Annotated in this window: 24 protein-coding genes; 14 read left to right on the forward strand and 10 right to left on the reverse strand. The window is 66.1% G+C overall.

Annotated elements, in window-relative coordinates:
• Window positions 1-27: 27 nt before the first annotated feature.
• Window positions 28-975 (forward strand): LysR family transcriptional regulator, encoded by a 948-nt coding sequence (locus FBY20_RS15605; protein WP_142053257.1) that lies wholly within the window; start codon window positions 28-30, stop codon window positions 973-975.
• A gap of 94 nt (window positions 976-1,069) precedes the next feature.
• Here the strand turns inward: FBY20_RS15605 and FBY20_RS15610 are convergent, their stop codons facing one another.
• From FBY20_RS15610 to FBY20_RS15625, 4 genes are all read right to left on the reverse strand, one after another.
• The gene (locus FBY20_RS15610) at window positions 1,070-2,032 is read right to left on the reverse strand and encodes a tripartite tricarboxylate transporter substrate binding protein (RefSeq protein ID WP_142053259.1); all 963 of its coding nucleotides are present in this window, start codon (window positions 2,030-2,032) and stop codon (window positions 1,070-1,072) included.
• Between the two features lie 72 nt (window positions 2,033-2,104).
• Window positions 2,105-2,506 carry a VOC family protein gene (locus FBY20_RS15615; protein ID WP_142053261.1) on the reverse strand — a complete coding sequence of 134 codons (402 nt, stop codon included), beginning with the start codon at window positions 2,504-2,506 and terminating at the stop codon, window positions 2,105-2,107.
• Between the two features lie 6 nt (window positions 2,507-2,512).
• Window positions 2,513-3,496 carry a hydroxymethylglutaryl-CoA lyase gene (locus tag FBY20_RS15620; protein WP_142053263.1) on the reverse strand — a complete coding sequence of 328 codons (984 nt, stop codon included), beginning with the start codon at window positions 3,494-3,496 and terminating at the stop codon, window positions 2,513-2,515.
• The gene (locus tag FBY20_RS15625) at window positions 3,489-4,667 is read right to left on the reverse strand and encodes a CaiB/BaiF CoA-transferase family protein (RefSeq protein WP_142053265.1); all 1,179 of its coding nucleotides are present in this window, start codon (window positions 4,665-4,667) and stop codon (window positions 3,489-3,491) included. Before FBY20_RS15625 ends, FBY20_RS15620 begins: the two co-directional genes overlap by 8 nt.
• A 108-nt stretch (window positions 4,668-4,775) precedes the next feature.
• Here FBY20_RS15625 and FBY20_RS15630 point away from each other — a divergent pair, with 108 nt between their 5' ends.
• The 3 genes from FBY20_RS15630 to FBY20_RS15640 all read left to right on the forward strand — a co-directional run bounded on the left by FBY20_RS15630 (window position 4,776) and on the right by FBY20_RS15640 (window position 8,034).
• Window positions 4,776-5,693 carry a LysR substrate-binding domain-containing protein gene (locus FBY20_RS15630; protein WP_142053267.1) on the forward strand — a complete coding sequence of 306 codons (918 nt, stop codon included), beginning with the start codon at window positions 4,776-4,778 and terminating at the stop codon, window positions 5,691-5,693.
• Window positions 5,694-5,985: 292 nt separating this feature from the next.
• Window positions 5,986-7,008, forward strand: a complete 1,023-nt coding sequence (locus FBY20_RS15635; protein WP_142053269.1) for a TauD/TfdA family dioxygenase — start codon at window positions 5,986-5,988, stop codon at window positions 7,006-7,008.
• Window positions 7,009-7,023: 15 nt separating this feature from the next.
• Entirely contained in the window at window positions 7,024-8,034 is a 1,011-nt protein-coding gene (locus FBY20_RS15640) for a tripartite tricarboxylate transporter substrate binding protein (protein ID WP_142053271.1), read from the forward strand.
• An 85-nt stretch (window positions 8,035-8,119) separates the two neighbouring features.
• Here FBY20_RS15640 and FBY20_RS15645 read toward each other — a convergent pair whose 3' ends face one another.
• From FBY20_RS15645 to FBY20_RS15655, 3 genes are read right to left on the reverse strand one after another with little or no spacing between them, the layout of a single operon-like run.
• Window positions 8,120-9,880, reverse strand: coding sequence for an ABC transporter ATP-binding protein (locus FBY20_RS15645; protein WP_142053273.1), 1,761 nt, complete (start codon window positions 9,878-9,880; stop codon window positions 8,120-8,122).
• Between the two features lie 15 nt (window positions 9,881-9,895).
• A complete protein-coding gene (locus FBY20_RS15650) occupies window positions 9,896-10,762 on the reverse strand; it encodes an ABC transporter permease (RefSeq protein ID WP_142053275.1) in 867 nt (288 codons plus the stop codon).
• A gap of 55 nt (window positions 10,763-10,817) precedes the next feature.
• On the reverse strand, window positions 10,818-11,831 hold the full coding sequence (locus FBY20_RS15655; protein ID WP_142053277.1) for an ABC transporter permease: 1,014 nt from the start codon (window positions 11,829-11,831) through the stop codon (window positions 10,818-10,820).
• 237 nt (window positions 11,832-12,068) lie between these two features.
• On the opposite strand from FBY20_RS15655, the gene FBY20_RS15660 reads away from it, so the two are divergent.
• The 10 genes from FBY20_RS15660 to FBY20_RS15700 all read left to right on the forward strand — a co-directional run bounded on the left by FBY20_RS15660 (window position 12,069) and on the right by FBY20_RS15700 (window position 20,177).
• Window positions 12,069-12,932 (forward strand): transporter substrate-binding domain-containing protein, encoded by an 864-nt coding sequence (locus FBY20_RS15660; protein WP_370458342.1) that lies wholly within the window; start codon window positions 12,069-12,071, stop codon window positions 12,930-12,932.
• A gap of 2 nt (window positions 12,933-12,934) precedes the next feature.
• Window positions 12,935-13,105, forward strand: a complete 171-nt coding sequence (locus FBY20_RS27710) for a hypothetical protein (protein ID WP_160144412.1) — start codon at window positions 12,935-12,937, stop codon at window positions 13,103-13,105.
• Between the two features lie 39 nt (window positions 13,106-13,144).
• The gene (locus FBY20_RS15665) at window positions 13,145-14,404 is read left to right on the forward strand and encodes an aminotransferase class I/II-fold pyridoxal phosphate-dependent enzyme (protein ID WP_142053279.1); all 1,260 of its coding nucleotides are present in this window, start codon (window positions 13,145-13,147) and stop codon (window positions 14,402-14,404) included.
• The gene (locus FBY20_RS15670; RefSeq protein ID WP_142053281.1) at window positions 14,401-15,138 is read left to right on the forward strand and encodes an amino acid ABC transporter permease; all 738 of its coding nucleotides are present in this window, start codon (window positions 14,401-14,403) and stop codon (window positions 15,136-15,138) included. Before FBY20_RS15665 ends, FBY20_RS15670 begins: the two co-directional genes overlap by 4 nt.
• On the forward strand, window positions 15,128-15,958 hold the full coding sequence (locus FBY20_RS15675; protein WP_142053283.1) for an amino acid ABC transporter permease: 831 nt from the start codon (window positions 15,128-15,130) through the stop codon (window positions 15,956-15,958). The genes FBY20_RS15670 and FBY20_RS15675 overlap by 11 nt, the downstream gene beginning before the upstream one ends.
• Window positions 15,945-16,766: an amino acid ABC transporter ATP-binding protein gene (locus FBY20_RS15680; protein ID WP_142053285.1), complete on the forward strand. Its 822-nt coding sequence runs from the start codon at window positions 15,945-15,947 to the stop codon at window positions 16,764-16,766. The genes FBY20_RS15675 and FBY20_RS15680 overlap by 14 nt, the downstream gene beginning before the upstream one ends.
• 67 nt (window positions 16,767-16,833) lie before the next feature.
• Window positions 16,834-17,481, forward strand: a complete 648-nt coding sequence (locus FBY20_RS15685) for a cysteine dioxygenase family protein (protein ID WP_142055982.1) — start codon at window positions 16,834-16,836, stop codon at window positions 17,479-17,481.
• Entirely contained in the window at window positions 17,478-18,698 is a 1,221-nt protein-coding gene (metC, locus tag FBY20_RS15690) for a cystathionine beta-lyase (RefSeq protein ID WP_142053287.1), read from the forward strand. The genes FBY20_RS15685 and metC overlap by 4 nt, the downstream gene beginning before the upstream one ends.
• A gap of 168 nt (window positions 18,699-18,866) precedes the next feature.
• Window positions 18,867-19,217 carry a VOC family protein gene (locus FBY20_RS15695; RefSeq protein ID WP_142053289.1) on the forward strand — a complete coding sequence of 117 codons (351 nt, stop codon included), beginning with the start codon at window positions 18,867-18,869 and terminating at the stop codon, window positions 19,215-19,217.
• Between the two features lie 24 nt (window positions 19,218-19,241).
• The gene (locus tag FBY20_RS15700; protein WP_056325520.1) at window positions 19,242-20,177 is read left to right on the forward strand and encodes a CysB family HTH-type transcriptional regulator; all 936 of its coding nucleotides are present in this window, start codon (window positions 19,242-19,244) and stop codon (window positions 20,175-20,177) included.
• 75 nt (window positions 20,178-20,252) lie between these two features.
• Here the strand turns inward: FBY20_RS15700 and FBY20_RS15705 are convergent, their stop codons facing one another.
• From FBY20_RS15705 to FBY20_RS15715, 3 genes are read right to left on the reverse strand one after another with little or no spacing between them, the layout of a single operon-like run.
• Entirely contained in the window at window positions 20,253-21,869 is a 1,617-nt protein-coding gene (locus tag FBY20_RS15705; protein WP_142053291.1) for an ABC transporter substrate-binding protein, read from the reverse strand.
• A gap of 44 nt (window positions 21,870-21,913) precedes the next feature.
• Window positions 21,914-23,632: a hydantoinase B/oxoprolinase family protein gene (locus FBY20_RS15710; RefSeq protein WP_142053293.1), complete on the reverse strand. Its 1,719-nt coding sequence runs from the start codon at window positions 23,630-23,632 to the stop codon at window positions 21,914-21,916.
• On the reverse strand, window positions 23,629-25,782 hold the full coding sequence (locus FBY20_RS15715; protein WP_142053295.1) for a hydantoinase/oxoprolinase family protein: 2,154 nt from the start codon (window positions 25,780-25,782) through the stop codon (window positions 23,629-23,631). Before FBY20_RS15715 ends, FBY20_RS15710 begins: the two co-directional genes overlap by 4 nt.
• Between the last annotated feature and the right edge of the window lie 16 nt (window positions 25,783-25,798).

Below are 25,798 nucleotides of genomic sequence, written 5' to 3' on the forward strand. Positions count from 1 at the left end.
TAGCCACTATCGATAAAATCAATAGACATGGAACTACGTCAGCTTCGCTACTTGATCGGGATTCACGAAGCAGGAGGAGTGCTGGCTGCGTCGCGTAACCTCCACGTGGCACAGCCCGCCTTGAGTCAAAGCATCGCCGCTTTGGAGTCAGAGCTTGGCGTCAAGCTGTTCAGTCGCTCCAACAAGGGAATGCTGCTCACCGATGCTGGAAAAACGATGCTTGAGCATGCACGCGTCGTTCTGGCGGACGTCGATCGAGCCAAGCAAGCCGTACAGGTTGCCGAGCACGCGGTGCAGGGCGACGTTGTTGTTGGCTTGCCAACCACTGTTGCGCTGGTCGCCACCTTGCCCGTCCTTCAAGAAGTGCGCCTTCGTTATCCGGGGATCAGGCTGAAAATCATCGAAAGCCATAGTGGGTTCTTGGTGGAGTGGCTGCGAGCGGGGCGCCTCGATATATCGGTCACGTTTCTCACCGATAGTGATGCGTCTCTGACGCAAGTGCCATTGCTCGAGGAGAGACTGGTTGTGGTCTCCGCGACGGGGCAGCGCCTGCCCAACCGTGGCGTCAAATTGACGCAGCTATCAAAATTTTCACTTCTGCTTCCGTCCCAAGAGCATGGATTGCGAAGGATCATCGATGACGCCTGCAGGCGAGCGGACGTAAGTCTCGACGTCATGGCGGAGATCGACTCGCTGCCCAACATAAAAAAGGCGGTTCAGGCTGGAGTGGCCAGAACCATTCTGTCGGCGGGCGCTGTGGCCGACGAAGTCGCCGCCGGACAATTGGCGATAGCCCCCTTGCACAGCCCGCACATCTCGCGTCGTGTAGCCTGTACCACCTCAATGACACGGCCGACGACACCCGCAACTACCGCCTTGCGCGACGTCATCATTGAGGTCACTCGTCGGCTATTGGAAAGGGGAACATGGCCCGGGTCGTGGATTGGACCCGAGCGGTCACCGCGTGCAAGGTAGGCCGTTCAGTGCACCGCAGCCTCGTCCATCGTCCCGCGCATTTCGGGGTATTCCTGCGGTTGCACGCAGAAGAAATAGTGTCATGTCGGGATCCTCATTCAGCGCGGATGTTGGATTCCTGGACGACCTTCGCCCAGGCTTGCGTTTCTTGCTCCACGAATCGGCCCAGGTCTGCAGGACCCATGTAAGTTGCGAAAGCACCTTGTTCTTCGATCCGCTTTTTGTAGGCGGGGCTGTCAACGATCGTCTTCAGGGCTTCAGCAAGGCGCGCTTGGACCTGCGGAGGCGTTTTCGCGGGCGCGAACACGGCGAACCAGCTTTCAACTTCGTATCCTGGCAAGCCCGCTTCGGCTGATGTTGGAACGTTAGGCATGGACGGGTGGCGCTTCGGTCCGGTGTATGCCAGCGCCTTGATCTTTCCCGCCTGAATTTGTCCGATCACCGAAGGTGGCGTTGTGATGAACATATCCACCTGGCCGCTTATCAGATCGCTGATCACGGGGCCGGCCCCCTTGTACGCCACGTGCGTCACAGGAACATTCGCCCGCTTGCCAAACATCTCACCTGCGATATGTTGAATCGAGCCATTCCCCGACGAAGCGTAGAAGAGGCCCTTTCCGTTGCTCTGCCCGTGACTGATGAGCTCTTTCAAATTGTTGGCTGCCAGCGTACCCGACACTGCCACGACGTGCGGCGCGCGCATGACCAATGCGATGGGTGCGAAGTCGGATGTCTTCCAACGAATCTGCGGGAACAGCGCAGGATTGCCGACGTGATAGCCCGAGTATTGGACCAACAACGTGTAGCCGTCGGGATTCGCGCGGGCTGCGGCCTCCGTGCCAATGTTCCCGGACGCGCCTGGGCGATTTTCCACAATCGCGGGTTGGCCAAGAACCTTCTGGAATTGTTCGCCGATCAGTCGAGCGACAATGTCCGTCGACCCAGCCGGGGCGCTGGGCACAACCAACGTGATGGGCCTAGTCGGCCAGTCATCCGCAGCATGCGCTGCACTGCTAGCGGCGAGTACGACACCCAGGATGAGATGTTTGCGGTTCATGTATGTCTCCTTTGGTAAAGCTGTTCCCTCCTGGCGTTACGTTGACACCAGGTCGTTTGATGGAAAGGCGGCTCAGGGGGATGCCACCAATTCCGAGATCTCGATCAGGTTCAGGTCGGGATCTCTCAAATAGATGGAGCGGATTTTTGACGTTGCGCCAGTTCGGAGCACTGGTCCTTCGACGATGGGTACGCCGATCGCCTCGAGGTGCGCAATCACTTCGTCCAGGGGACCAGAAGCGATGAAGCAAAGATCCAGCGCGCCAGGAACGGGGGTGTGCGCTTTCGGCTCAAACTCGCGCCCCTTGACGTGCAAGTTGATTTTTTGATTGCCGAACTTGAAGGCCTTGCGTTCAACGGGCGGCGTTCCTCCGATGAAGCGCTCGAGCTTCATTCCGAGTGCTTCGGTGTAAAACGAGACGCACGCTTCTTCGTGATCGGTTGTCAGTACCAGATGGTCAAGGTGGTCAATCATGATGTTTCAGATTTGTCCTTTTGATTGTTCGCGATTCCAAGCTCGCTCTCGAATTTCTTCGAAACCGGCAGGCGGATCGTGTCGAGTCAGTCGTGGGCCAGAACGGCTAACCTGCGCCGGCAGATCATGGCCAATCAAGGCCTCCAGATGATGGGCTGCCGCGATAAGGCCCTCGACCTGCAGACCCGTGTCATATCCCATGCAATTGAGCATGTGTACGACGTCCTCGGTTGCGACGTTTCCTGAAGCCCCCGGGGCATAGGGGCAACCGCCGATGCCGCCGAGCGACATGTCGAACTGGGTCACGCCGGCTTGAAGCGCAGCCAGAACATTGGTCAGGCCCATACCGCGGGTGTTGTGGAAGTGACCCGTCACATTGAGACCGGGATAGGCTTTAAGCACCGCCTCACAGACTTGCGTGACTTGCGTGGGGTACGCCATCCCAGTGGTGTCGCATAGCGTGACGCCCACAGCGCCGAGCTCAGCAAACTTTCCCACCAGATTGATGACCTCGCTTTCGGAAACTTCGCCTTCCATGGGGCAGCCGAAAACGCAGGAAAGAGAGATGTTCACTGGCACTTGCGCGTCGTGGGCAAGTCGGACCACGTCCCCCAACTGCGTCAGCGACTGGCGTCGCGTCATGCGCAAATTTGCCAAATTGTGTGTTTCGCTGGCAGACATAACGAGGTTGAACTCATCTACTCCACACTCGAGCGCTCTGTTTCCGCCCCGCACGTTTGGAATGAGCGCCGTATAGACCACGCCCGGCATTCGTTGGATGCGGTGCATAACCACTTCTGCATCTCGCAGTGCTGGAATTGCAGAAGGCGAGGTAAATGACGTGACCTCGATCTTCGCGTAGCCAAGCCCACTCAATTCGTCTATGAGTGCAATCTTGTCGTCAGTGCCAACGAAAATAGGTTCGTTCTGCAGTCCATCTCGAGTGCCGACTTCGTTGATCTTCAATTTTTGGGGTGTGCTGTCAGGCATGGTCCGTGATCCTTTCATTGCGCTCAGGCCAGCCCGCACGGTTGAGGACTTCGGTGTTGTGCTGACCGAGAGTGGGCGCAGGGTGAGAAATCTGGCCGGGCGTCGCGCTTAGCTTGGGAACAATTCCCGGGACTTTTACCCGGTCCCCTGCGGCCGTCGTCTGCTCAACGATCATTTCGCGCGCGAGATACTGCGGATCCTGCGCAATGTCCTCGATGGAGTACACACGACCAGCCGGAACTCGCGCCTCGTCGAGTACCCGAAGTGCCTCGTCGAGTGAAACGGTGCAGGTCCAAGCTTCGATGGCTTGGTCAAGTTCTTCGACCCTCGCCACGCGTCCATCGTTTTGGGACAAAGACGGATCATCGCCTAGGTCCGGCCGCTTGATAGCGGCCATGAGTCGCTTGAATATGCTGTCGCCGTTGCCAGCGATCAATGCATATCCTCCGTCAGCGCAGCGATACGCGTTCGTCGGTGCAATGCCTGGCAGCGCGCTCCCAGCGCGGCCTCGAACCGCGCCGAACGCGTCGAACTCCGGTAGCAGACTTTCCATCATGTTGAAGACGCTTTCGTACAGGGCAACGTCGATTACCTGGCCTTGTCCGCCGCGAGCATCGCGGTGATAAAGGGCAAGAAGTACGCCAATCACGCCATGCAAGGCGGACAAGCTATCGCCTATCGAAATCCCGCATCGAACGGGCACGCGGCCCGGTTCTCCCGTCAGGTGCCGCAGCCCTCCCATTGCCTCGCCAAGCACCCCGAAGCCGGGCTTTTCGCGATAAGGCCCCGTTTGGCCATAGCCCGAGATGCGCAGCATGATGAGCCTAGGATTAAGCTCGTGTAAGACGTCCCAGCCGAGACCCCACTGTTCCATGGTTCCTGGCTTGAAGTTTTCGATGAGCACGTCCGCGTCCGCGAGTAGAGCCTTGACCGATTCCTGACCCTCGGCGGTACGTAGATCCAGTTCGATCGATCGCTTGTTGCGCGATTGAACCTGCCACCAAACAGAGGTGCCATCCTTGAGGAGTCGCCATTTGCGGAGCGGATCGCCTATGCCGGGCGGTTCGACTTTGATGACGTCGGCGCCAAAATCCGCGAGGGTCTTTCCGGCGAAGGGTCCGGCAATGAGTTGGCCAAGTTCGACGACCTTAATGCTTTGAAGTGCTTGCACGGTGAATCCCCCGATGACGATGCATGAAATTTAAGTCTGCGACAGCCAACGCGGAATTGCTTGTTGATACACTAGCGTTCGCGTTTTGCGAACGCTGACGGAGGGTGTATGGTCAACACGTTGCTTAATCCCGCGCGCATCGACTTCGTCACGCTGCGGCTTTTTTGTGCCGTGGCGCAGATCGGCAGCCTGACGCGCGGCGCGCAGGCATGCGGCCTGGCGGTCTCAGCCGCCAGTCGTCGAATCGCCGATTTTGAGGAAAGCGCTGGAACGAGGTTGCTGGAACGCAGCGCTCGCGGCGTGAGTCTGACCGCTGCGGGCCATCTCGCGCTACAGCACGCGCTACGCTTATTTCAAGGGTTTGAACAGTTCAGCAGCGAGATTCAGGACTACTCGCAGGGCACCCGGGGGCACGTGCACCTGTGGGCAAACATGTCAGCGCTGACGGAATTCCTGCCGGATTGCCTTGCGACGTTCATGGGTCAGTTCCCCGATATCCGAGTGGAGCTCGAAGAGCAGTTGAGCGGTGACATCGTGCGCGCCGTAGTGGATGGCGTCGCGGACATTGGGATCTTTGCGGAAAATACGCCTACAGGTGACCTGGATGTCGAAGCGTTTCAGGAAGACAGATTGGTGGCGGTTTGTTCCCAAGAGCATCCACTAGGACAGCGGACCCACGTACGGTTCTCCGAATGCCTGCAATATGACTTCGTTGGCTTGAACCGCGGAAGCTCCTTGCTTGAGCTGACATCGCGAGCGGCGGAGGAGTGCGGTGAGGTGATGCGCGTTCGAGTTCAGGTTCGTAGCTTCGATGCGATGTGCCAGATGGTTCGGGCAAACCTGGGAATTGCGGTGCTGCCGGTCGCAGTTCTCAGAGCCTACCCAACAAAGCCTTTGAAGGTCGTACGGTTGGAGGAAGCGTGGGCACAACGCAGGCTGCTTTTAGGCGTTTCAAAAACATGCTCATCCGCTGCATTATTGATGCGTGACCATCTTCGGACATTCTCTCGAGCTAACGAGCGCTAAGGACGTCGTTTTCGCACGTATCGAGCAATGGGACAACATGACGACAGCAGTCAACCTTGAGTTCGAGACGCTTGAGCCATGGCGGCCCCCGTGGCGAACCGCGCAGCGGACGACAGAGACATGGGCTGCATATCGATATCCGGTTTCCGAGAATGCGGCGTTGTACGGCGTGAATGCTGGCTTTGCGCTTGGTGAGCGCGTGAAGTCATGACGACATTGCGCATCGGTATTTTGTCCGGTGCGCGGCCCGATCCTAACCTGCCTGCATCACAACCCACCATTGAGGTGCAGCATGGGCAGTCACAACAGTCGCACACAGGAAGCAGGGGTTAGCCCCGCGCTTCTGGACATCCGGCCGCTTTCGGTCTTCACCGGCGCGGAGATACATGGCGTGGATCTGCGCGAGCCGCTCACGCCGGCGCTGGTGGCGGCCATCCGTGCCGCGCTCGACCGCTGGAAGGTCGTTTTTTTTCGCGACCAGCACATCGATCACGCGCAGCACCTCGACTTCGCGCGTCATTTCGGCCAGCCGACGAGCGCGCATCCCTACGACGCCAATCCGCCGGAAGGCTATCCCCAGATCCGCACGATTTCATCGGCATCGACCAGTGGCCGTCGAGGCGAGCGCTGGCACACCGACGTGACCGGCGTGGTCAATCCGCCGTCGGCCTCAATCCTGCGCGCGGGCGACCAGGTGCCCCCTTATGGCGGTGACACGCTGTTCACGAACCTCGTCGCGGCCTACCGCCATCTGTCGCCCGCTCTCCAGGCGCTGGCCGACGGGCTGTGGGCACGCCATCAGTTCGGGGGCTACAACGGCGACTTCGACAACGAGACGGTGTACGCGCAACGCGTTCGTGCCGAGCCGCGCGTCGCGGATCATCCGGTGGTACGGGTGCTGCCCGAGACCGGCGAGCGCGCGCTGTTCGTGAACCCCGGCTTTACGCGACGCATCCTGGGCCTGAGCGAAGTCGAGTCGCGGCACGTATTGAATCTGTTCTTCGAGGCGATCACGCAGCCCGAGTACGTTGCCCGCTTTCGTTGGGCGCCGGGCAGCATCGCCTTCTGGGACAACCGCGCTACCGCGCACCAGGGCCCCGGCGATTTCGCCTATCTCGATCGCGAACGTGTGCTCTATCGCATCACGCTGGCAGGCGATGTGCCGGTCGGCGTGGACGGCCGCGAGTCGGTCGCCGTGGCGGGCGGACGCTTTGCGGCGCACGACGACAGTGGCGCGCCTGCGGCCGACGGCCGTGCCAGGCAAGGTTTGCGTCAGGGCGCCGGCCAGGACGCGATCCAACCCGAATTGGTTTGAAGCAGGAGAAGTCTCATGAACCGCAAGACCTTTTTGAAGAGCGGCCTGGGCGCCGCGATCGCCGTTGCCGCCGGGCTCGCGCTTTGGTCCGGATCGGGCGCCGCGCCCGTGGCCACCGAGGAAGCCGCGCGCTATCCGAACCGCCCCGTCAAGATCATCGTGCCGGTGGCGGCGGGCGGCAGCGCGGACAAGCTGGCGCGCACGGTGGCGCAGCGCCTGGGCGAGAGATGGCAGCAGAGCGTCGTGGTCGAGAACCAGCCAGGCGCCAGCAGCGCGATCGGCAACGCAGCGGTCGCGCATGCCAAGCCCGACGGCTATACCTTGCTGCTCAGCGGCGACGCCCTGTCGCTCAATGCGCTGCAAGGCACGCGGGCATACGATCCCGAGCGCGATCTCGTGGGGGTCACCAAGGCCGTGACCAATCCCCAGTTGCTGGTGGTACGGCCCGGGCTGGGCGTGAAGACGTTCCAGGAGTTCGCGGAGCTCGTGCGCAAGCGCCCCGGCGAGATCACGCTGGCGTTGCCGGGCGGCACGGGCAGCCTGCAGCACCTGGCCGTTGAATTGCTCAACGAGCGGATCGGCGCCAAGACCAACCAGATTCCGTATCCGGGCGGGGGGCCGGCGTCGCTCGATGTGCTGGGCGGACACGTGGACGCGATGCTGATCACACTGGCAGCCGCGACCGAAAACGTGCGAAGCGGAAAGCTCGTGGCCCTGGCGGTCACGACCACCTACCGGTCCAAGGCGCTACCCGACGTGCCGACCTTGCAGGAGGCCGGGTTGAAGGATTACGAGGTGGAGAGCTGGCAGGGCCTGTCCGCGCCGGCCGGCACGCCCAAGACCGTGATCGACCGCATCAACCGCGACGTCGTGGCGGTGCTGCGCGAGCCGGAGACCGCCGCCTTGCTCGAGAACCTGGGCTTCACGCTGGCCGCGACGCCGCCGCAGGACGTCGACCGGACTGTGTCGGAGGATATCGCGACCTATCGGCGTGTGCTCTCCGGCACGGGCGTGGCGCTGAAATAGGGGCCACGCGGCTCACACGGCCCTCGCAGGCCCGTCACTGACGGCGCGAGGCCGTGGGCCGCGCGGTCATCGCCCTCGCGCCGGTTCAGGCGCGTAGACGCTGAGGCGTGGCGTCGGACAGGATGTCGGGGCCGCCGGGTACCGATGCAAGCAGCTCGCGCGTGTATGGGTGGCTTGGCGTTTGCCACAGCGCGTCGGGCGTGCCGCGGTCGACGATGCGGCCGGCCTGCATCACCAGCACGCGGTCGCAGAAGTACCTGATCACCGACAGATCGTGCGAGATGAAGAGATAGCTCAACCCCAACTCGGCCTTGAGGTCGGACAGCAGGTTGAGGATCTGTGCCTGGACCGAGACGTCCAGCGCGGAGACGGGCTCGTCCAGTACGAGCAGGCGTGGGCGGGCGATCAGCGCTCGCGCGATGCCGATGCGCTGGCGCTGTCCGCCAGAGAACTGATTGGGGTAGCGCCGCGCCGCGTCGGCGGGCAGCCCGACCTGGCGCAGTATCGCTTCGGTGCGCGCGGCACGCTCGTGTCGGTCGCGCACGCCATGCGCTTGCTGCACCGCGCCGAGGATACTGCCGACGGTGTGCCGGGGATTGAGCGATGCATACGGATCCTGGAACACCATCTGCACGTGGCGCCGCCACGGTTTGAGCGCGCGGTCGCTCAGGGCCAACAGATCGGTGCCATCGAATCGGACCGTGCCGGCATGCGCCGGCGTCAGGCGCAGCAGCGTGCGCGACAGCGTGGATTTGCCGCAGCCAGATTCGCCCACGAGCCCCAGCGTTTCGCCAGGCAGGATGTCGAAATCCACGCCGTCGACGGCTGTGACCGCGCCGCGCGGACCGGGATAGCGGGTCTGCAGGTCTCGCACCGCGAGCAGGGGCAGGGCATCGGCCGGGATGGTTCGCGAGACGCGCACGGGCTCAGGCCGCACGACCTCGAAATGACGTGCGATGCCTTGCGCATCCCGCTGCACGCGGATCTCAGGCAGGCGGTCGCCGCCGCGCGCGAGCTCGGTGCGCGCAGACGCGCCCGCATGCAGGGAGGTGGCCAGCAGGCCGCGGGTGTAGGGGTGCGCCGGCGCCGCGTAGAGGCGTTCGACAGGCGCGCGTTCCACGGCGATGCCGTCGTGCATCACGATGACCTGATCGGCACGCTCGCGCACCACGCCCAGGTCGTGCGTGATCAGAAGCAGCGCCATGCCGAGTTCCTGCCGCAGGCTGTCGAGCAGGGATAGGACCTGCGCCTGCACCGTCACGTCTAGCGCTGTCGTGGGCTCGTCGGCCACGAGCAGCCGGGGGCCGCACGCGATTGCCATCGCGATCATGACGCGCTGGCGCTGTCCGCCAGAAAACTGGTGCGGATAGTCGTGTACGCGCTGGGCCGCGCGCGGGATGCGCACGCGTTCCAGCAGCGCGATGACCCGCGCGTCGAGTTGCGCCTTGGGCACGTCCTCGTGGCACTGGATGGCCTCGGCAATCTGCTGCCCGATGGTGTGTACGGGGTTCAGCGAGGTCATGGGCTCCTGGAAGATCATGGCGATGTCGCGTCCGCGCAATCGCCGGAACGCGGGCTCCGGCAGGGCCGTGAGTTCCTCGCCGTCGAGGCGCACCGATCCCGCCACTGCGGCGCCCGGCGCGAGCAGTCGCATCAGCGCGAGCGCCGTGGTGGATTTGCCGCAGCCGGACTCGCCGACCAGCGCCAGGGTCTGTCCGGCGGCGAGATCGAGATCCAGGCCGCGCACGGCGTGGTGCACGCCGCCCGGCACGGCAAAGCGCACGTTCAGGTCGCGCACGGAAAGCAGGGGCGTGGACGACGCCAGGGGGGAGGAAAGCGTGGACATGCGGGCAGACTCCGATCAGCGCGCCAGCCGGGGATTGAAGGCGTCGTTCGCCGCGTCGCCCAGCAGATTGAGCGCGAGCACGGTTGTGACGATGGACAGCCCCGGCAGCGCTGCGAGGTACCAGGCGGTGCGCAGCATCTCGCGCGCATCGCCGATCATGCTGCCCCACGAGACCACGTTGGGATCGCCCAGGCTCATGAACGACAGCGCCGACTCCATAAGGATGGCGTTGGCCACCAGCACGGAGGTGGTCACGATGATGGGGGGCAGCGCGTTGGGCAGGATTTCTGCCAGCACGATGCGCAGATGCCCGTAGCCCTGGGCCCGCGCTGCCTGCACGAACTCGGCATGGACCAGGGAACGGAACTCCGCACGCACGAGGCGCGCGACGACGGGCCATGACGAGACGCCGATCGCCAGCGCGATCACGCCCACGGAGGGCTGGGCAATGGCCACGATCACGATCACCAGCAGGAATGACGGAATGGTCTGGAACAGTTCCGTGAGCCGCACAAGCACGCGATCGGCCCAGCCGCCGAAATAGCCCGCCGCGGCGCCGACGCTGACGCCGATCGTCAGCGACAGGGCGGCCGCGGCCAGGCCCACAAGCAGCGAGACGCGCGCCCCATGGGCCAGGCCCGCCGCCACGTCGCGGCCCATCGTGTCCGTGCCGAGCGGGAACGCGGGGTCCTGACCGGGCCACGACAGCGGCGTGCCCACCATGTCCAGCGGGTCGTGGGGAAAGAGCCAGGGCGCACTTAGCGCCGCTGCCGCGATCACCGCGAGAAGCACGAGGCCGGCCAGCGCGGCGGGGTTGGCAAGAAATCGGCCGAGCGTGCTGGCACGCCAGGCGGCGGGATGGGGCAGGGAGGACGTCGTCATGCGGGGGCGGGGTGGGGCAAAGATCGGAGAATCGGAGAAGGTCAAAGCGCGCAGCTCAACGCGCCCGCACGCGGGGGTCGAGCGCGGCCTGGGCCAGGTCGACGACGATGTTCGCCACGATCACCAGCAGCGACGACAGGATCAGGATGCCCATCAGCACCACGTAATCGCGCGCCATCACGGACTCGTAGGCGAGCCGGCCGAGGCCGGGCCAACTGAACACGGTCTCCACCACGACTGCGCCGCCGAGCAGGGTGCCGAAGTTCAGGCCTGCGACGGTGAGTACGGGCATGAGCGCATTGCGCAACACATGGCGCAGCGTGACTCGCAGCGGCGCGGCGCCTTTCGCGCGGGCGGTGCGCACGAAGTCCTGGCGGCTCACTTCGAGCATGGCGGCGCGGGTGAGGCGCGAAAAGATGGCAACGTAGAAGCCGGCAAGCGCCAGCGTCGGCAGGACCAGGTGGCGCGCCACGTCCAGCACGTGCGCGAGTCCAGTCTCAACGGTGCCCAGGGTGCTGACGCCGCCGGGTGGCAGCCAGCCCAGATGCACCGACAGCAGGATGATGGCCATGAGGCCGAGCCAGAACCCGGGCGTCGAATACAGCAACAGCGCGGCGAGCGACAGTACCCGATCCGGCCAACGGCCCACGAACGCGGCCATCACCGTGCCGAGCATGACGCCGGCGATCAGCGCGGCGGCCAGCGCCGTGCTCATGAGCAACGCCGTGTTGCCGATGCGGCTCGCGATCAGGTCCACGACGGGCGTGTTGTAGCGAGGCGAGAGGCCGAGATCGAGCCGCGCGAGGTGCTGCAGATAGTTGCCGAGCTGTTGCAGCACCGGCAGGTCCAGCCCGAAATGCCGGCGTGTGGCGGCCATGCTGTCGGCCGTGGCCGAGCCGGACTCCGCCGCGATGACGTCCGCCGCGTCGCCAGGCACGGCCTGCATCAGGAAGAAGCTCAGGAGGATCACGCCGGCCACCGTGGGAAGCGCGTGCAGCACGGCGCGCGCGGCGGTTCGCCCCAGGGCGGGCAGGCGCGAGAAGCGGGAAGGGGAAGCGGTCGATGACATGGCGGTCGTGAAGCGAGGATGGGCCGATCGTAGTGGCGGCCCGCGTTCACTGGCTACGAAGCAAAGCGCATATGCAAAGTCGGAATCGAAACAGGGGCCGAGCGGCGGGTTGGGTGGCCCAGTCTCATATCCATAGTTGAAAGGCTTCTTTGCCAGCAGGCATGGCGACACGCACGATGACAGCACTTTCCGGCTGGCGAAACGCCGCCTTTCTCTTCTCATCAAGGTGATGGTCCTATGGCACGACAAGAACTCCAACGCCGCGTCTCGCGCCAGGCGCGCCGCCATGCCCTGCGTGCGGGCGCCGCTCTCGGCCTGCTCGTCTGCATGGGTCTTGCCCACGCCGACGTCACGCAGGACAAGATCCGCGAACGTGGCAAGGTGACGATCGGCGTCCTGGCCAACGGGGGCGTGTTCGGCTCGCTCGATCCCGCCACGCAGCAGCTGGTGGGATGGAACCCCGAACTGGCGCGCAAGCTGGGCGAAGATCTTGGCGTACCGGTGGAATTGGTGCAGGTACAGACGCCGACCCGTGTGCAGTTCCTGATCTCGGGCAAGGTCGATCTCCTGATCGCATCGATGGAGCTCAATCCCGAGCGCGCGGATATCCTCGGGTACGCGCCCACGCCGTTCTATCGCGTGGGCGGCGCGGCTGCAACGCGCAAGAACAGCGGCGTGGCGCGGTGGGAAGACCTGCGCGGCAAGCCCGTCTGCGTGTCGCAGGGATCGAGCTACGCCAAGCCGCTGGCCGCCGAATATGGCGCCGACGTGAAGGGCTACAAGACTTCCTCGGATTCGCTTCTGGCGCTCAAAGGCGGCCTGTGCGTGGCGGCGGTGCACGATTCCACGCTCATCCATCCGCTGCTGAAGAACAACCCCGAGTGGACCGACTTCCATGCGCCCATCACGACGGACGTTTTGCCGGCGAACTCGGTGGTCTGGACCCGCAAGGGCGAGACGGACACCATCGCCGCCGTCGACAAGGTGATCCAGGGCTGGCATCGCAGCGGCTGGCTCATCCAGACCGAGCAGCGCCTGGGCATCGCGCCGCCGCAGCCGTTGCTGCAAGAGCTGCACGACAAGGCCGTCAAGGGGAGCTGAGCATGGGCCTGCGTTCTATCCCCTCGAACCGGATGGTGGCCGTGGGGGCCGCCGCGGCAGCCGCAATCTGCATGGTGGCGCCGGTGTACGCCGATGCCACCCTGGACAAATCAAGCCAGAAAGCGCAGCGCGGCGAATTCGAGGCGGCCCCGCCCGAGTCGGCCAAGCCCTGATTCCGCATCGATCCCCGCACCCTGTCCCGGAGCCATTCCATGACTGCCAGCCTGTTTCCTGCCTTGCTGTCGCAACGCGCACGCGCTGCCGACGTGTCGCCCATCGCGGCGGCCAGCGCCCAGGCCGCGCGCCTGCGCGCCGAGGGGCGCTCCATCGTCACGCTCACGTCGGGCGAGCCTGATTTCGACACGCCGCCCGAGCTCAAGCAGGCCGCGGTGGCCGCACTGCAGGCCGGCCAGACCAAGTACACGCCCACCGCCGGTACGTGGGCGCTGCGCGAGGCGGTCGCGCGGGGCTACGGCGCGCGTCACGATCTGCGCTACGAGGCCCGCGACGTGCTGGTCTCCAACGGCGGCAAGCAGGTGATCTATCTTGCGTTCAACGCCACGCTGGACCCGGGCGACGAAGTCATCGTGCCCGCGCCTTACTGGCCCACTTTTCCGGACAGCGTGCGCATCAATGGCGGCACGCCCGTGATCGTGCCGACCCGCGCGCAAGAGGGCTTCAAGCTCACGCCAGCCGGGCTGCGCCAGGCCCTGTCGCCCCGCACGCGCTGGCTGGTGCTGAACTCGCCCGCCAATCCGACGGGCGCGGTCTACAGCGCGGCGGAGCTCGCAGCGCTGGCGGCGGTGTTGAGCCAGCATCCGGACGTGCTGGTGCTGTGGGACGAGCTTTACGAAGAAGTCTGGTTCGGCGAGCCCCCCGCGCACTGGCTAACCGTGGCGCCCGACTTCCAGGGGCGCACGCTGCTGGTCAATGGGGTGTCGAAGGCGTACGCCATGACCGGCTGGCGGATCGGTTGGGGAACGGGCCCGGCCGGCCTTATCGCCGCGCTGGAGGCGGTGCAGTCTCAAGTGTCGTCCGGACCGAGTTCGGTAGGGCAGGCCGCTGCGCTTGCCGCGCTCGAAGGTGCGGCCGATGCGTTCGTGGCCGAGGCGCGCGCGGCCTATGGACGCCGGGCGCGGCTGGTGGCGCAGGGCCTGGCGGCGGTGCCCGGCTTGGACGTGCAGGCGCCGGCGGGCGCCTTCTTTGCCTGGATCGGCGTGCAGGGCGTGATCGGCGCGACCCGTCCCGACGGCAAGGTTATCGCCGACGACGGCGATTTCACCGGCTGGCTGCTGGAGTCCGAGGGCGTGGCCGTGGTGCGCGGCGCAGCGTATGGGCTATCGCCCTATATCCGCCTGTCCTTCGCCACGTCGGACGCGCAACTCGAGCTGGCGGTGGAGCGGATCACGCGGGCCGTGAAGGCGCTGCGGCCAGCGACGGTCGTACGCCAGGTTGCGCCGGAGGCCGCATGACCGAGTCACTGCTCGAAGGATGGGTGGCGTTCGCCCGCCCATTCGGACTGAACTACGCATTCGTGCTGGATGCGGGTGAACGCGTGGCGTTCGTGCGCGGCCTGTGGGTCACCCTGCAGCTATGCGCCGCGTCGATACCCGTGAGCCTCGTGTTCGGCGTGTTGATCGCCGCCGGTCTTACGAGCGGACGGGCGTGGCTCACACGGCCCCTCACTGCCTTCGTCGAACTCACGCGCAACACGCCAACGCTGGTTCAGCTCTACTGCGCGTTTCTCGTGCTCAACATGCTGATCTCGCAGAAGCTCGAGGGCGGCAATCCGGTCACCCCCTTTATGTGGGTGGTTCTGGTGGTGGCGTTGCATAAGGCCGTTTTTCATGCCGAGGCCCTGCGCGCGGGCATCGAAGCGGTTCCAGCAGTAACGCTGGAGGCCGCGCGGTCGCTGGCGTTCTCGCGCGGGGAGATCCTGTGGCGCGTGCAACTGCCGCTCGCCTTGCGGTTTGCCTTGCCTGCCCTGGTGAACAATCTGGTGGACCTGGTCAAGATGACTGCCATCGCGTCGGCGATCGCCGTGGGCGATGTGACGTACGAGTCGATCATGATCTGGTCGCAACGCGACAACGTGCTGGAACTCCTGCTTCTGATCCTGCTGTATTTCGGTCTCCTGACCTGGGGAGTGAGCGTGGCGGGCCGCTGGCTCGAGAACCGGCTGAGGATGCCCGGCTATGGACAATGACCTGACGTTGGCGCCGCCGCGGCGCTCCGGGTGGACGGCAGGGGCCGCGGCCCTGCTGCGTAACGTGGCGCGGGACCCCTGGTTCATCACGCTGATGATCCTCGCTGTGCCAGCCCTGTACTGGACGGCTTCGGGCACCACGCCGGTGGCCGTGGAGCGTCTCTGGTATTGGTGGCCCGCGCTGATGCGCGGACTGGGGATGAACGTGCAGATCAGCCTGCTCGCGATGACGCTGGGCACGATGCTCGGGCTGGTGGTTGGCGCCATCTCGCTCTCGCCGCTCGCGCCGCTGCGTGCGCTGACGCGCGCCTATGTTCTGGCGTTCCGCAACGCGCCGATTCTGGTGCTCGTTTACTTCACCACCTATGTCTTTCCGTTCGAAGTGCCGGTGGCGGGCTGGGTGCTGCCGTTCCCGGACTGGATCAAGGTGGTGATCGGCCTCGCGCTGCCCGCGTCGGCGAACGTGGCGGAGATATTCCGCGGCGCGGTGCAGTCCATCCCGGCCGCGCAATGGGAGGCGGCGCACTCGCTGGGCTTCGCGCGCACGCAGATATTCCGCATGGTGATCCTGCCGCAGTGCCTGCGCCGCATGCTGGCGCCGTGGATGAACCTGTACGCAAGCATCACCATGAGCACGGCGCTCGCATCGCTCGTGGGCGTGCATGACCTCGTCGACACCGCGACCGTGGCCAGCAATACCGTCGCGCGCACCGACTTCACGATTCTCATCTATTTCACGCTGTTGGCGCTGTTTTTCGCCTACTGCTATCCCATTTCGCGCCTGACGCGCTACCTGGAGCGGCGTCATGCCCGACACTGATTCCCTCGTCCGCCTGTCCAACGTGCACTTGGCGTTCGGCGACACGCCCGTCCTGAACGGCATCGACATCTCGGTGCGGCGTGGCGAGGCGGTGTCGATCATCGGCCCGTCCGGGTCGGGAAAGTCCACGATCCTGCGCTGCATTACCGGATTGCTGCGACCGCAACAAGGCGGGATCCGCGTAGGGGATGTCGACGTACAGGCTCTGCGGCGCGAACGCGACCTGATCGCGCTGCGCAAGCGCGTGGGATTCGTGTTCCAGCAGTACAACCTGTTTCCTCACATGAGCGTGCTGGAGAACCTGGTGGCCGCGCCGATCAAGGTGGGCGGGGTGTCCCGTACGCGGGCGCTGGCGCGCGCGCGCGCGCTGCTCGCCCGCGTGCACATGGAACACAAGGCGGGCGCCTACCCCGGGGAGCTCTCGGGCGGCCAGCAGCAGCGCGTGGCGATTGCCCGCGCGCTCGCGCTTGAGCCGGAGCTGATGCTGTTCGACGAGGTGACCTCGGCGCTGGATCCCGAGATGGTGGGGGAGGTGCTGACCGTCATCCGCGACCTGGTGAGCGATGGACTGACCTGCGTGCTGGTGACCCACGAGATGCGCTTTGCCGAGGAAGTGAGCGACACCGTGTATTTCACCGAGGCGGGCCGCATCGTCGAGTCCGGCCCGCCCGCGCAACTCTTCGGCGCCCCGCGCAACGAGCGCACCGGCGCATTCCTGCAACGGGCGGCGGGTGGCGTGCCGGCACGCCGCCGCGGCGACCCTTTCGATTCCCTGTTTTCCTTCGACCCGCTGCGTCTGGCGGTATGACGGCCCGGCGCCGCGCACCCAGACGTTCTCTCACGACGTCCCATTCGAACACCACGAGGAGTCCATGATGACCCTAGCCCGATCCCCCGCGCAGGCCCCCACGGCCCGCCGCGCCAGCGTCGATGCCGCGCTGGCGGACATCCGCCTGATCCTTGCCGCGCGCGCCGCCGGCGGCGAGGCGCTAGACCGCGCCACGCTGGCGCAGGTCTCCCGGCGACTGGAGGCGCTGGCGGCCGAACGCCATCTCTTTCCGCCCGAGGCGTTTCCCGCGCCGGCGCCAGGCGCCCGGGAGTTGTCGACGCGCTACCGTCTCAATCCCGACGATGGCGATGACGATCTCGCGCTCTATCTCAACGCGATCAACCCTGGCAAAACCACGGTGCCGCACAACCACACCACCTGGGCAGTGATCGTGGCGCTGTCCGGCGCCGAACTCAATCGCGTCTACCGGCGCACTGACGATGGCGCAACGGCAGGGGTGGCCCGGCTGGAGCAGGTCCGGGAGGTGCTGGTGGAACCGGGCCAGGCCATCGCCTTCCTGCCCGACGACATCCACAGCATCCACGTGGTTGATGGCGGCCCCACGTTGCACTTCCATCTTTATGGGCGGCCGCTTGAGACCCTAAACGGCCGCATCGGCATCCAGCCGGAAACTGGCGAGATCATCAACTACAACGCCAGTCAGTTGACGCCCAGCGTCGAGGTGCGAGCATGAGCCAAGATTCCCTCTCGCATGACGACGCCGACCTGCGCACGCGCCTGATCCACGTCGGCTCGCCGGCGTTGCGCGACGGGGCAGGCCCGGTGAACGTGCCGGTGGTTCGCACGAGCACCGTCCGGTTTGCGGACAGCGCGGCGCAGCAAACCTTGCAGGCGCGACGCGGCGCGGGTGAGCGCGTGGCGACCTATGGCCGGCATGGCCTGGATACGCACGCCGCTCTGGAGTCCGCGATCACGACGCTCGAGGGAGGCTATCGCACGCTGCTCGCGCCGTCCGGCCTGTCCGCCATCTCGCTGGTCTTTCTCGCGCTGCTCAAGCCCGGAGATCACGTGCTGGTGAGCGACAGTGTCTACGCGCCGGTGCGCAAGGTGGACCAGGTGCTGCTTCAGCGGCAGGGCATCATGGTGGAATACTTCACGCCGGGGCGCGATGCGCTGCCCGACCTGCTGCGGCCCCAGACGCGACTGTTGTATGTCGAATCGCCGGGCTCGCTGCTTTACGAAGTGCTCGACCTGCCGGCGCTGGCTGCCCATGCACGCGAGCGCGGCGTCGTGGTCGCGATCGACAACACGTGGGGCGCGGGCCTGTATCACCAGCCCCTGGCGTTGGGCGCCAACATCTCGATCCAGGCCGCCACCAAGTATCTCGCCGGGCATTCGGACGTGATGATGGGCTCGGTCACCGCCGATACGCCCGACCTCTTTGACCGCCTCGCGGCTACGCACGATGCGCTGGGGCTGTCCGTGGGGGCTGATGACGCGTATCTCACGCTGCGCGGCATCCGCACGCTCGATGTGAGGCTGGCGCGGCACCAAGCCAATGCCACGGCGGTGGCCGCATACCTGTCGGCCCATTCAGACGTTTTCCAGGTGTACTACCCGCCGCTGCCGCAAGACCCGGGCCACGCGTTGTGGAAGCGCGATTTCAGCGGCGCCAACGGCCTCTTGACGTTCGCGTTCGCGCAGAAAGATCCGCGGGCGGCCGGCGTCTTCGTCGATGCGTTGCGCTACTTCTCGATCGGCGCATCGTGGGGCGGTTACGAGAGCCTGGCGCTTGAGGCCGCACCGCAGCGCCTGGCCGAGCATACGGGCTGGCCGGGCGGGCGCAGCGCCGTGCGCCTGCATGTGGGGCTGGAGCATCCGGACGACCTGATCGCCGATCTGGAGCGGGGCTTTGCCGCCGTGCGCGATCGGCTGCGGCTGACCGCTTGAACGCGGGTCGGCGCGGTGCTGGCCACCGCGCCGACCCCGGCTTCAAGCTATATGCAAAGGCCGATTCATCCTTAAGTCTCGCGCTCATGTAGACCGGACTACATCCTCTTTGTTTTTCATTGGCCTGCGTGCCTATCATGTGCCTGATTCATCAGCGGGAATCCAGGCATGTCCTTCATTTTGTCCATCGAATCCGTCCAACTCTCGTTTCTCGATCGGCAGGCCGGCGCGATTCGTGAGTTCTATCGTCACATCCTCGGGCTGAACGAGGTGGCGGGCGAGAGCGGCGCACGTCTCACGTTCGCGCTAGGCAACGCGACCCTGTCGTTGTCGCCCGTGGCCAGCCTCGCGGCGGGCGTCAAGGCCGACTACCTTGCCCTGCGCACCGACGCCTTCGAGGCGGTTCGCGACCGCCTGCACGCGGCCGGCCATCACCCGGTGTGCTCGGCCGACAATGCGCCTGAGCGCGTGATGTACGTGAAGGATCCCAGCGGCAACCAGCTTGCCCTGCTGGGTTGAGACGAGCACCGACGGACGACGGCAATGAACTTTCAGCAACTGCGCTCCGTGCGCGAAGCGGTGCGCCGCGATTTCAACCTCACCGATGTGTCGGAGAGCCTGCATACCTCGCAGCCCGGCGTGAGCCGGCAGATCCGTGAACTTGAGGAAGAGGTGGGCGTCGACATCTTCGTGCGATCCGGCAAGCGCCTGATCGGCCTCACGCCGCCCGGCGAGCTGATCCTGCCGCTCGTCGAGCAGATCCTGCAGGCCGCCGACAACATCCGCCATGCGGGCGCGGAGTATGCCGGTGCGACGACGGGGGTGCTGTCCATCGCGGCGACGCACTCGCAGGCGCGCTACGCGCTCCCGCCCGTCATCAAGGAATTCCGAGCGCGTTATCCGGAAGTGGTATTGCACCTGCACCAGGGCTCGCCCAAGCAGGTCTCCGAGATGCTGCTCGAAGGCGAGGCGGACATTGGCGTGGCCACGGAGGCGGTGGCCGATTACTCGGGCCTGGTGAACCTGCCTTGCTATCGCTGGACGCACAGCGTCATCGTCCCGCCGCACCACCCGCTGGCCGGCACCGTCGCGCCCACGCTGTCGCAGCTCGCGGCCTATCCGATCATCACCTACGGACAGGGCTACACAGGCCGCGCGCATATCGACGAGGCGTTCGCGCGCGCCGGCATTACGCCGGATATCGTCATGACAGCCATGGACGCCGACGTGATCAAGACCTACGTCGAGCTCGAAATGGGCGTGGGCATCGTGGCCTCGGTTGCGTGGGATGCGGAGCGCGATACACGGATCACGGCCATCGACGCGCGGCATCTGTTCGAGATCAACCTGACGCGGCTGGCCGTGCGCCGTGGCGCGTGGCTGCGCGGTTACGCCTATCACTTCATCGAGCTCTTCGTGCCCACGCTGACGCAGCCTATCGTCGAAGCGGCGCTGCGCGGCGAGGACATCGGCGGGTGACGACGCACTCAACCGGGGCGCCGCCGAAGCGGCGGCTCGCGCGTCCCCCAGGCGCATCCCGTCGAGCCAATCTTCTCAGCGCCCGGCCGGCGGATCGAGATATACGTCCGCCAGATTCGACTCCACCCCGTCGGCGGTGAGCGAATGATCGTGAACGCGCTGGTTTGCGATCGTGATGAACTCCGGTTGATACAGGTTCAGATCGGGCACTTCGCGAGCCACGATCTCCTGAAACTCCTTGAACAGCGCCACGCGCCGGGCCGGGTCGTTTTCCACGGCCGCGGCCTCGAGCAGGGCATCGACCTTCGGGTTGCTGTAATGGGTGCCATTGGAGAAAGGCACACCCTTGATGAAGTTTTTCGACCAGTACAAGCGCTGCACGCCCACCGTCGGGTCGAACAGGTTGCTCGCGCCGTTTGTCGTGAACGCGAAGTCGCGGTCGGTGTAGACGCGCTTGATGAACGCCGAGGCGTCCTGGGCGCGCACGTTGACGGCAATACCCACGCGGCCAAGCGTGGTGCGCAGATAGTCCGCCAGCCGCGCGCCGTCGGCGCCGATGGGGTTGAAGTCTAGCGGGACCGAGAAGCGCACGTTGTTCGCGCCGCGCGGGTAGCCTGCTTCGTCGAGCAGGGCGTTGGCGCGCTTCAGGTCGAAGGGATACGGTGTAGGGGCGGGGTCGTTGTAGGCCTTCAGTCCCGGGGCGATTGGCGAGTAGGCCACCTGCCCGACGCCATAGTTCACGACCTTCAGGATCACGTTGCGGTCGATGGCGTGCGCGATCGCCTGGCGCACCTTTTCGTTCTTGAAATAGGGGTTGTCGAGATTGAACTCGAGGCGCGTCACGTTGAACGAATAACTGTTTCCCTTGGTCTCGAAGCGCAGGCTGGGCACCTTGCGCAGGCGTTCCAGGTCGGCGAGCGGCACCGGTGTGCGGTAGCCAAGGTCGACCGTGCCGGTTTCGAAGGCGATTGCCGCAGCGGCCGGATCGGCGACCACGCGCACGATCAGGCGGTCCACGTAAGGCTTGGGCTTGTCCCAGTAGTCGGGATTGCGCTCGTACACGATGTGGCTGCCGCGCACCCATTCCTTGAACTTGAATGGGCCCGTGCCGATCGGGGCGGCCGTCGCCGGGTTGGAGAGCGGGTCGGTTCCCTCGTAGATGTGCCGCGGAACGATCGGCGTTTCGGTGGCTACGAAGGCGCGGATCAGATAGGGCGCCGGCTTGGACAGGCGCAGGACCACCGTGTGGTCGTCCGGCGTCTCGATCGCCGTGACGTTGGCGAATGTGTTGCGTCCGCGCGGGTGGATCTTCTTGAGCAGGTTGAGCGAATAGGCGACGTCCGCCGAGGTGAACGGCTTGCCATCATGCCAGCGCACGCCCTGGCGCAGCGTGAACGTGTACACGGTGCCGTCGGGGCTGATCGTCCAGGCCGTGGCGAGCTGCGGTTGCGGCGTAAGGTCGTAATCGTATTTGAGCAGGCCTTCCGTGACTTTGGCGCTGACGCTCAGGATGGGCGTGGCGACGTTGCCGACGGTCACGAGCGCGGTGGGTTCGGATGGCAGCAACAGGGTCAGGGTGCCGCCTTGGGGCTTGGCGGCGGCTTGGGCTGCGGCGTTGCCGGGCAAGGCGAAGGGTGCGGCCAGCGCTGTGGCGAGGGCGGCGTGTAGAAGCGTACGGCGGGTCAGGGTCATGGCAATGGCTCGTGATTGAGTAGGAAAGCGGTGCGGGCAGGGTTTCAGGAGGTGCGATAGCGGTCGCGCGATTGCTCTGGACTCACCAGGCCCAGCTGCAGGTCTTCCCGCAGCAGCGCGGGCGCGCGGCCGGCCGGATCGCCCAGGCCGCCGCCGCCCGGGGTGTGGACAACCAGGGTCTCGCCGGCAGGGATGAGCTGGCGTCCTTTGGCCCGCAGGACCGCGCCCGAGGCAAGGCCGAGGTGGCCGGGCGCGCCGTCTTGGCCGCCCAGCGCGCCGCGTGCGGGATGCACGACGCGGTCGAAGGCAGCGGCGACGATCATGCCCGCACGCGGATCGGCGTGACGCACGGCGATGGTCTGTCCCAGCCCGCCTCGCAGCGCGCCCGGGCCGCCCGAGTCGGCGCGGAACTCTTTGCGCTCGAACACCAGCGGATTGGCGGCCTCAAGGATTTCTATCGAGACGTTGCGCACGCCGCTCGGGTAGGACGTGACGGACAGTCCGTCCTTGCCCGGGCGGGCGCCGGTGCCGCCTGTCGAGAAACTCACTGCATTGAAGCGCTGGCCCCGGATGAGCGCCTCGTTCTGCTCGGCGCTGGCGCCCGCGAGCGGTTCTCCGCCCACCAGGTGCAGGTTCCACAGCGACGAGCTGCCTTCCGCGGGCACCTGATCGGGCCGCGCCTGGCGCAGCGCGCCAAACACCACGTCGGGCAGCATCTGCCCGATGATGTGGCGCGCAGTGACGGCGGCGGGGAAGCGGGCATTGAGGATTGAGCCTTCGGGCGCGCTCACCTGCACCACGGACAGCGAGCCCGCATTGTTCGGCACGTCGGCGCCGATCAGGCAGCGGATGCCGAATGAGGTGTAGGCGTCGGTGTAGGCCTTCACCACGTTGATGCCACGCGCGACCTGGGCGGACGTGCCGTCGAAGTCAACCAGGATGCGGTCGGGCTCGACCGTGACGCGCGCGGCGAGCTCGATGGGCGCGTCATAGCCGTCGATGGTGAGCCGGTTGGTCCAGCTGCCCTGTGGCCAGGCGGCGATCGCGTGCAGCATCGCGAGACGCGATTGCTCGATGATCGTGTTGCCCAGCGTGACCAGATCGTCGAGTTCGAACTCGCGCAGCAGGTCCTTCAAGCGGCGGCCGCCGACCTCGTTGCACGCCACCAGCGCATACAGGTCCCCCTCGACCTGCTCGGGCTCGCGTACGTTGGCACGAATGATGGCGAACACGCCGGGATCGGCCTGGTGGGCGTGAAAGAGCTTCACGATCGGCAGGAAAAGACCTTCGTGATAGACCTCCAGGCCATCGGCGCTGCTGCCGATTCCGCCGATGTCGATCACGTGCAGCGTCGACGCGAAGAGCGCCACCAGGCGGCCCGCGTGGAAGACGGGCGAGACCATGGTCATGTCGAACAGATGGCCGGTGCCTTTCCAGGGATCGTTGGTGAGCAGCACGTCGCCATCGCGCAGCGTGTCGGCGGGAAAGATGCGAAGGAAGTGCTTCACGGACTCCGCCATGGCGTTGACGTGGCCGGGCGTGCCGGTCACGGCTTGCGCGATCATGCGGCCGTCGGGGAGAAACACGCCCGCGGACAGGTCGCCGGCCTCGCGCGTGGCCGTGCCGAAGGCCGAACGGATCAATACCTGCGCCTGTTCCTCGACGACCGAGAGGAGGCGGTTCCAGGCGAGCTGTTGGCGGATGCGTGCACGCGCGGCGGTGGCGCGCGCCTGCGCGGAGGCGGGGGAAGAGGTCGACGTCATGCCGTGGTCTCCAGGAGCGGGGAAGGCGTGGCGGGAACGCGTTGCTGATCGTGCAGCACCAGCGACCCCTGCGGGCTGCGATGGGCCACGAAGCCATCGGGAACGTGGGTGGTGGTCTCGTCCTCGACGACGAGGGCCGGGCCGCGCACCAACTGGTCGGGCGCAAGGGCGCCGCGCTCGTAGACCGGCACGTCGCGCCAGCTTGCGGTGGCAAGGTCATAAAGCGAGCGCTGCCCGGCTGGGGTGGCGGGTTGGGGCCCGGCCGCGTCGATTACATCCGCGGCGATGTCCCGGCGGGCGCCGGCCTGCGCGGAGACCGACCAGCTCACCGTCTCGGCGGGCACGTGCGGCAGGCTGCGGCCGTAGATCTGCGCATAACGCAGCGCGAACTGTTCTCCCAGCGCCTGGGCGGCGGCCGCGTCGAAGGGGCCGGGCGCAAGATCGATCGCGATTTCATGCCCCTGGCCGGCATAGCGCATATAGACCTGGCGCTTGATCGAGATCGGCTCGTCCGGCGCGGCGCGCCGCACCACGGCCTGGACCTGCACGGTGAGATCCGCGAGCAGACCGGTGGCCAGCGCAAGGTCGATGCGGTCCAGCCGCTGATGCAGGCTACGCACAGCCTGGTAGGCGATGGGCGCCCACAGGAATCCCACCGCCGAACCCACGCCGGCCGATTGGGGGACGATGACCGTGCCGATGCCCAGCTTGCGCGCGAGCAGCGCTGCGTGCAGCGGCGCGGCGCCGCCGAACGCGATCAGCGTGTGTTCGTCGGCCGTCTTGCCCAGCTCGGAGGCGTGCACGCGGGCGGCATTGGCCATGTTCTCGGTCACGACCTCCAGCACGGCCTGGGCTGCCTCCGGATCCGTGAGCTGGGCCGGGCTGGCGAGATGGGCCTGCACGGCGAGCCGCGCGAGCGCGGGATCGAGCGAAACCTTGCCTACGGCGAAGCGCTCCGGCGTGATGGTGCCGAGGACCGCGTGGGCGTCGGTCACGGTGGGATGCTGGCCGCCCAGCCCGTAGGCCGCGGGCCCGGGCGCCGAGCCCGCGCTGTCGGGCCCGACCTGGATCACGCCCAGGTGATTGACCCGGGCGATCGAGCCGCCGCCCGCGCCGATCTCGATCATTTCGATGACGGGTATGCGGATGGGCAGGCCCGAGCCCTTGAGGTGGCGATGCACGCGGCCGAACTCGAAGCTGCGGCTGATCTGCGGCTGGTAGTCGTCGATGTAGCAGATCTTGGCCGTGGTTCCGCCCATGTCGAACGAGAGCGCGCGCGCCGCGCCGACCTGCTCGGCGATGTGCTGGGCCAGGATGGCGCCGCCTGCGGGCCCCGACTCCACGAGCCGCACGGGCTCGTCCACGCCGGTTTGCAGCGTCGCGATGGCGCCGCCCGAAGTCATCAGGAACGGTTCGGCCCGCAGGCCGCGTTCACGCGCGGCCGCTTCGAAGCGCCGCAGGTAACCCGACACCTGGGGCTGCACGTAGGCGTTCGCGCAGACCGTGGACAGGCGCGGATACTCGCGGATCTCGGCGCACACGTCGGAAGACAGGGAGATCCACAGCGTGGGCAGCTCGGCGCGGAGCAGGTCGCGGATGCGGCGCTCGTGTGCGGGATGCGCGTAGCTGTGCAGCAGGCACACCGCGACGCTCTCGATGCGGTCCTCGCGCAGCCGGTCAGCCAGCGCGCGCACACCGTCCTCGTCGAGCGGCGTGAGCACGCGGCCCTGGGCGTCGACCCGTTCGGTCACGCCGTGGCGCCAGTCGCGCGGCACGAGCGGTTGCGGCTTGTCCAGGAAGATGTCGTATTGGGCGTAGCGGTCCTCCAGGCCGATCTCGACCAGATCGCGGAAACCGGCGGTGGTGACGAGGGCCGTGCGCGCGCCCTTGCGCTCGATGAGCGCATTGGTGGCGAGCGTGGTGCCCAGCACCAGGCGATCCACGTCCGGCCAACTCAGTTGCGCTGCGATCAGCAGTTCGTCGATGCCGGCCAGGACGGCCTGTTCTGGCGCGGCAGGCGTCGTGAGCAGCTTGGCGGAGCGCCGCGTCTCGCCCTGTTCGAGGACGATGTCGGTGAATGTGCCGCCGACGTCGACGGCCACCCGGACGGCGGCGCGCCGCGCGGCGGGCGTTTGAGGTATTGCGGGCATGGGGACAATCCTGTTC

This window comes from Achromobacter sp. SLBN-14, assembly GCF_006715415.1.
In the GTDB taxonomy this organism is placed as follows: Bacteria; Pseudomonadota; Gammaproteobacteria; order Burkholderiales; family Burkholderiaceae_B; genus Achromobacter; species Achromobacter mucicolens.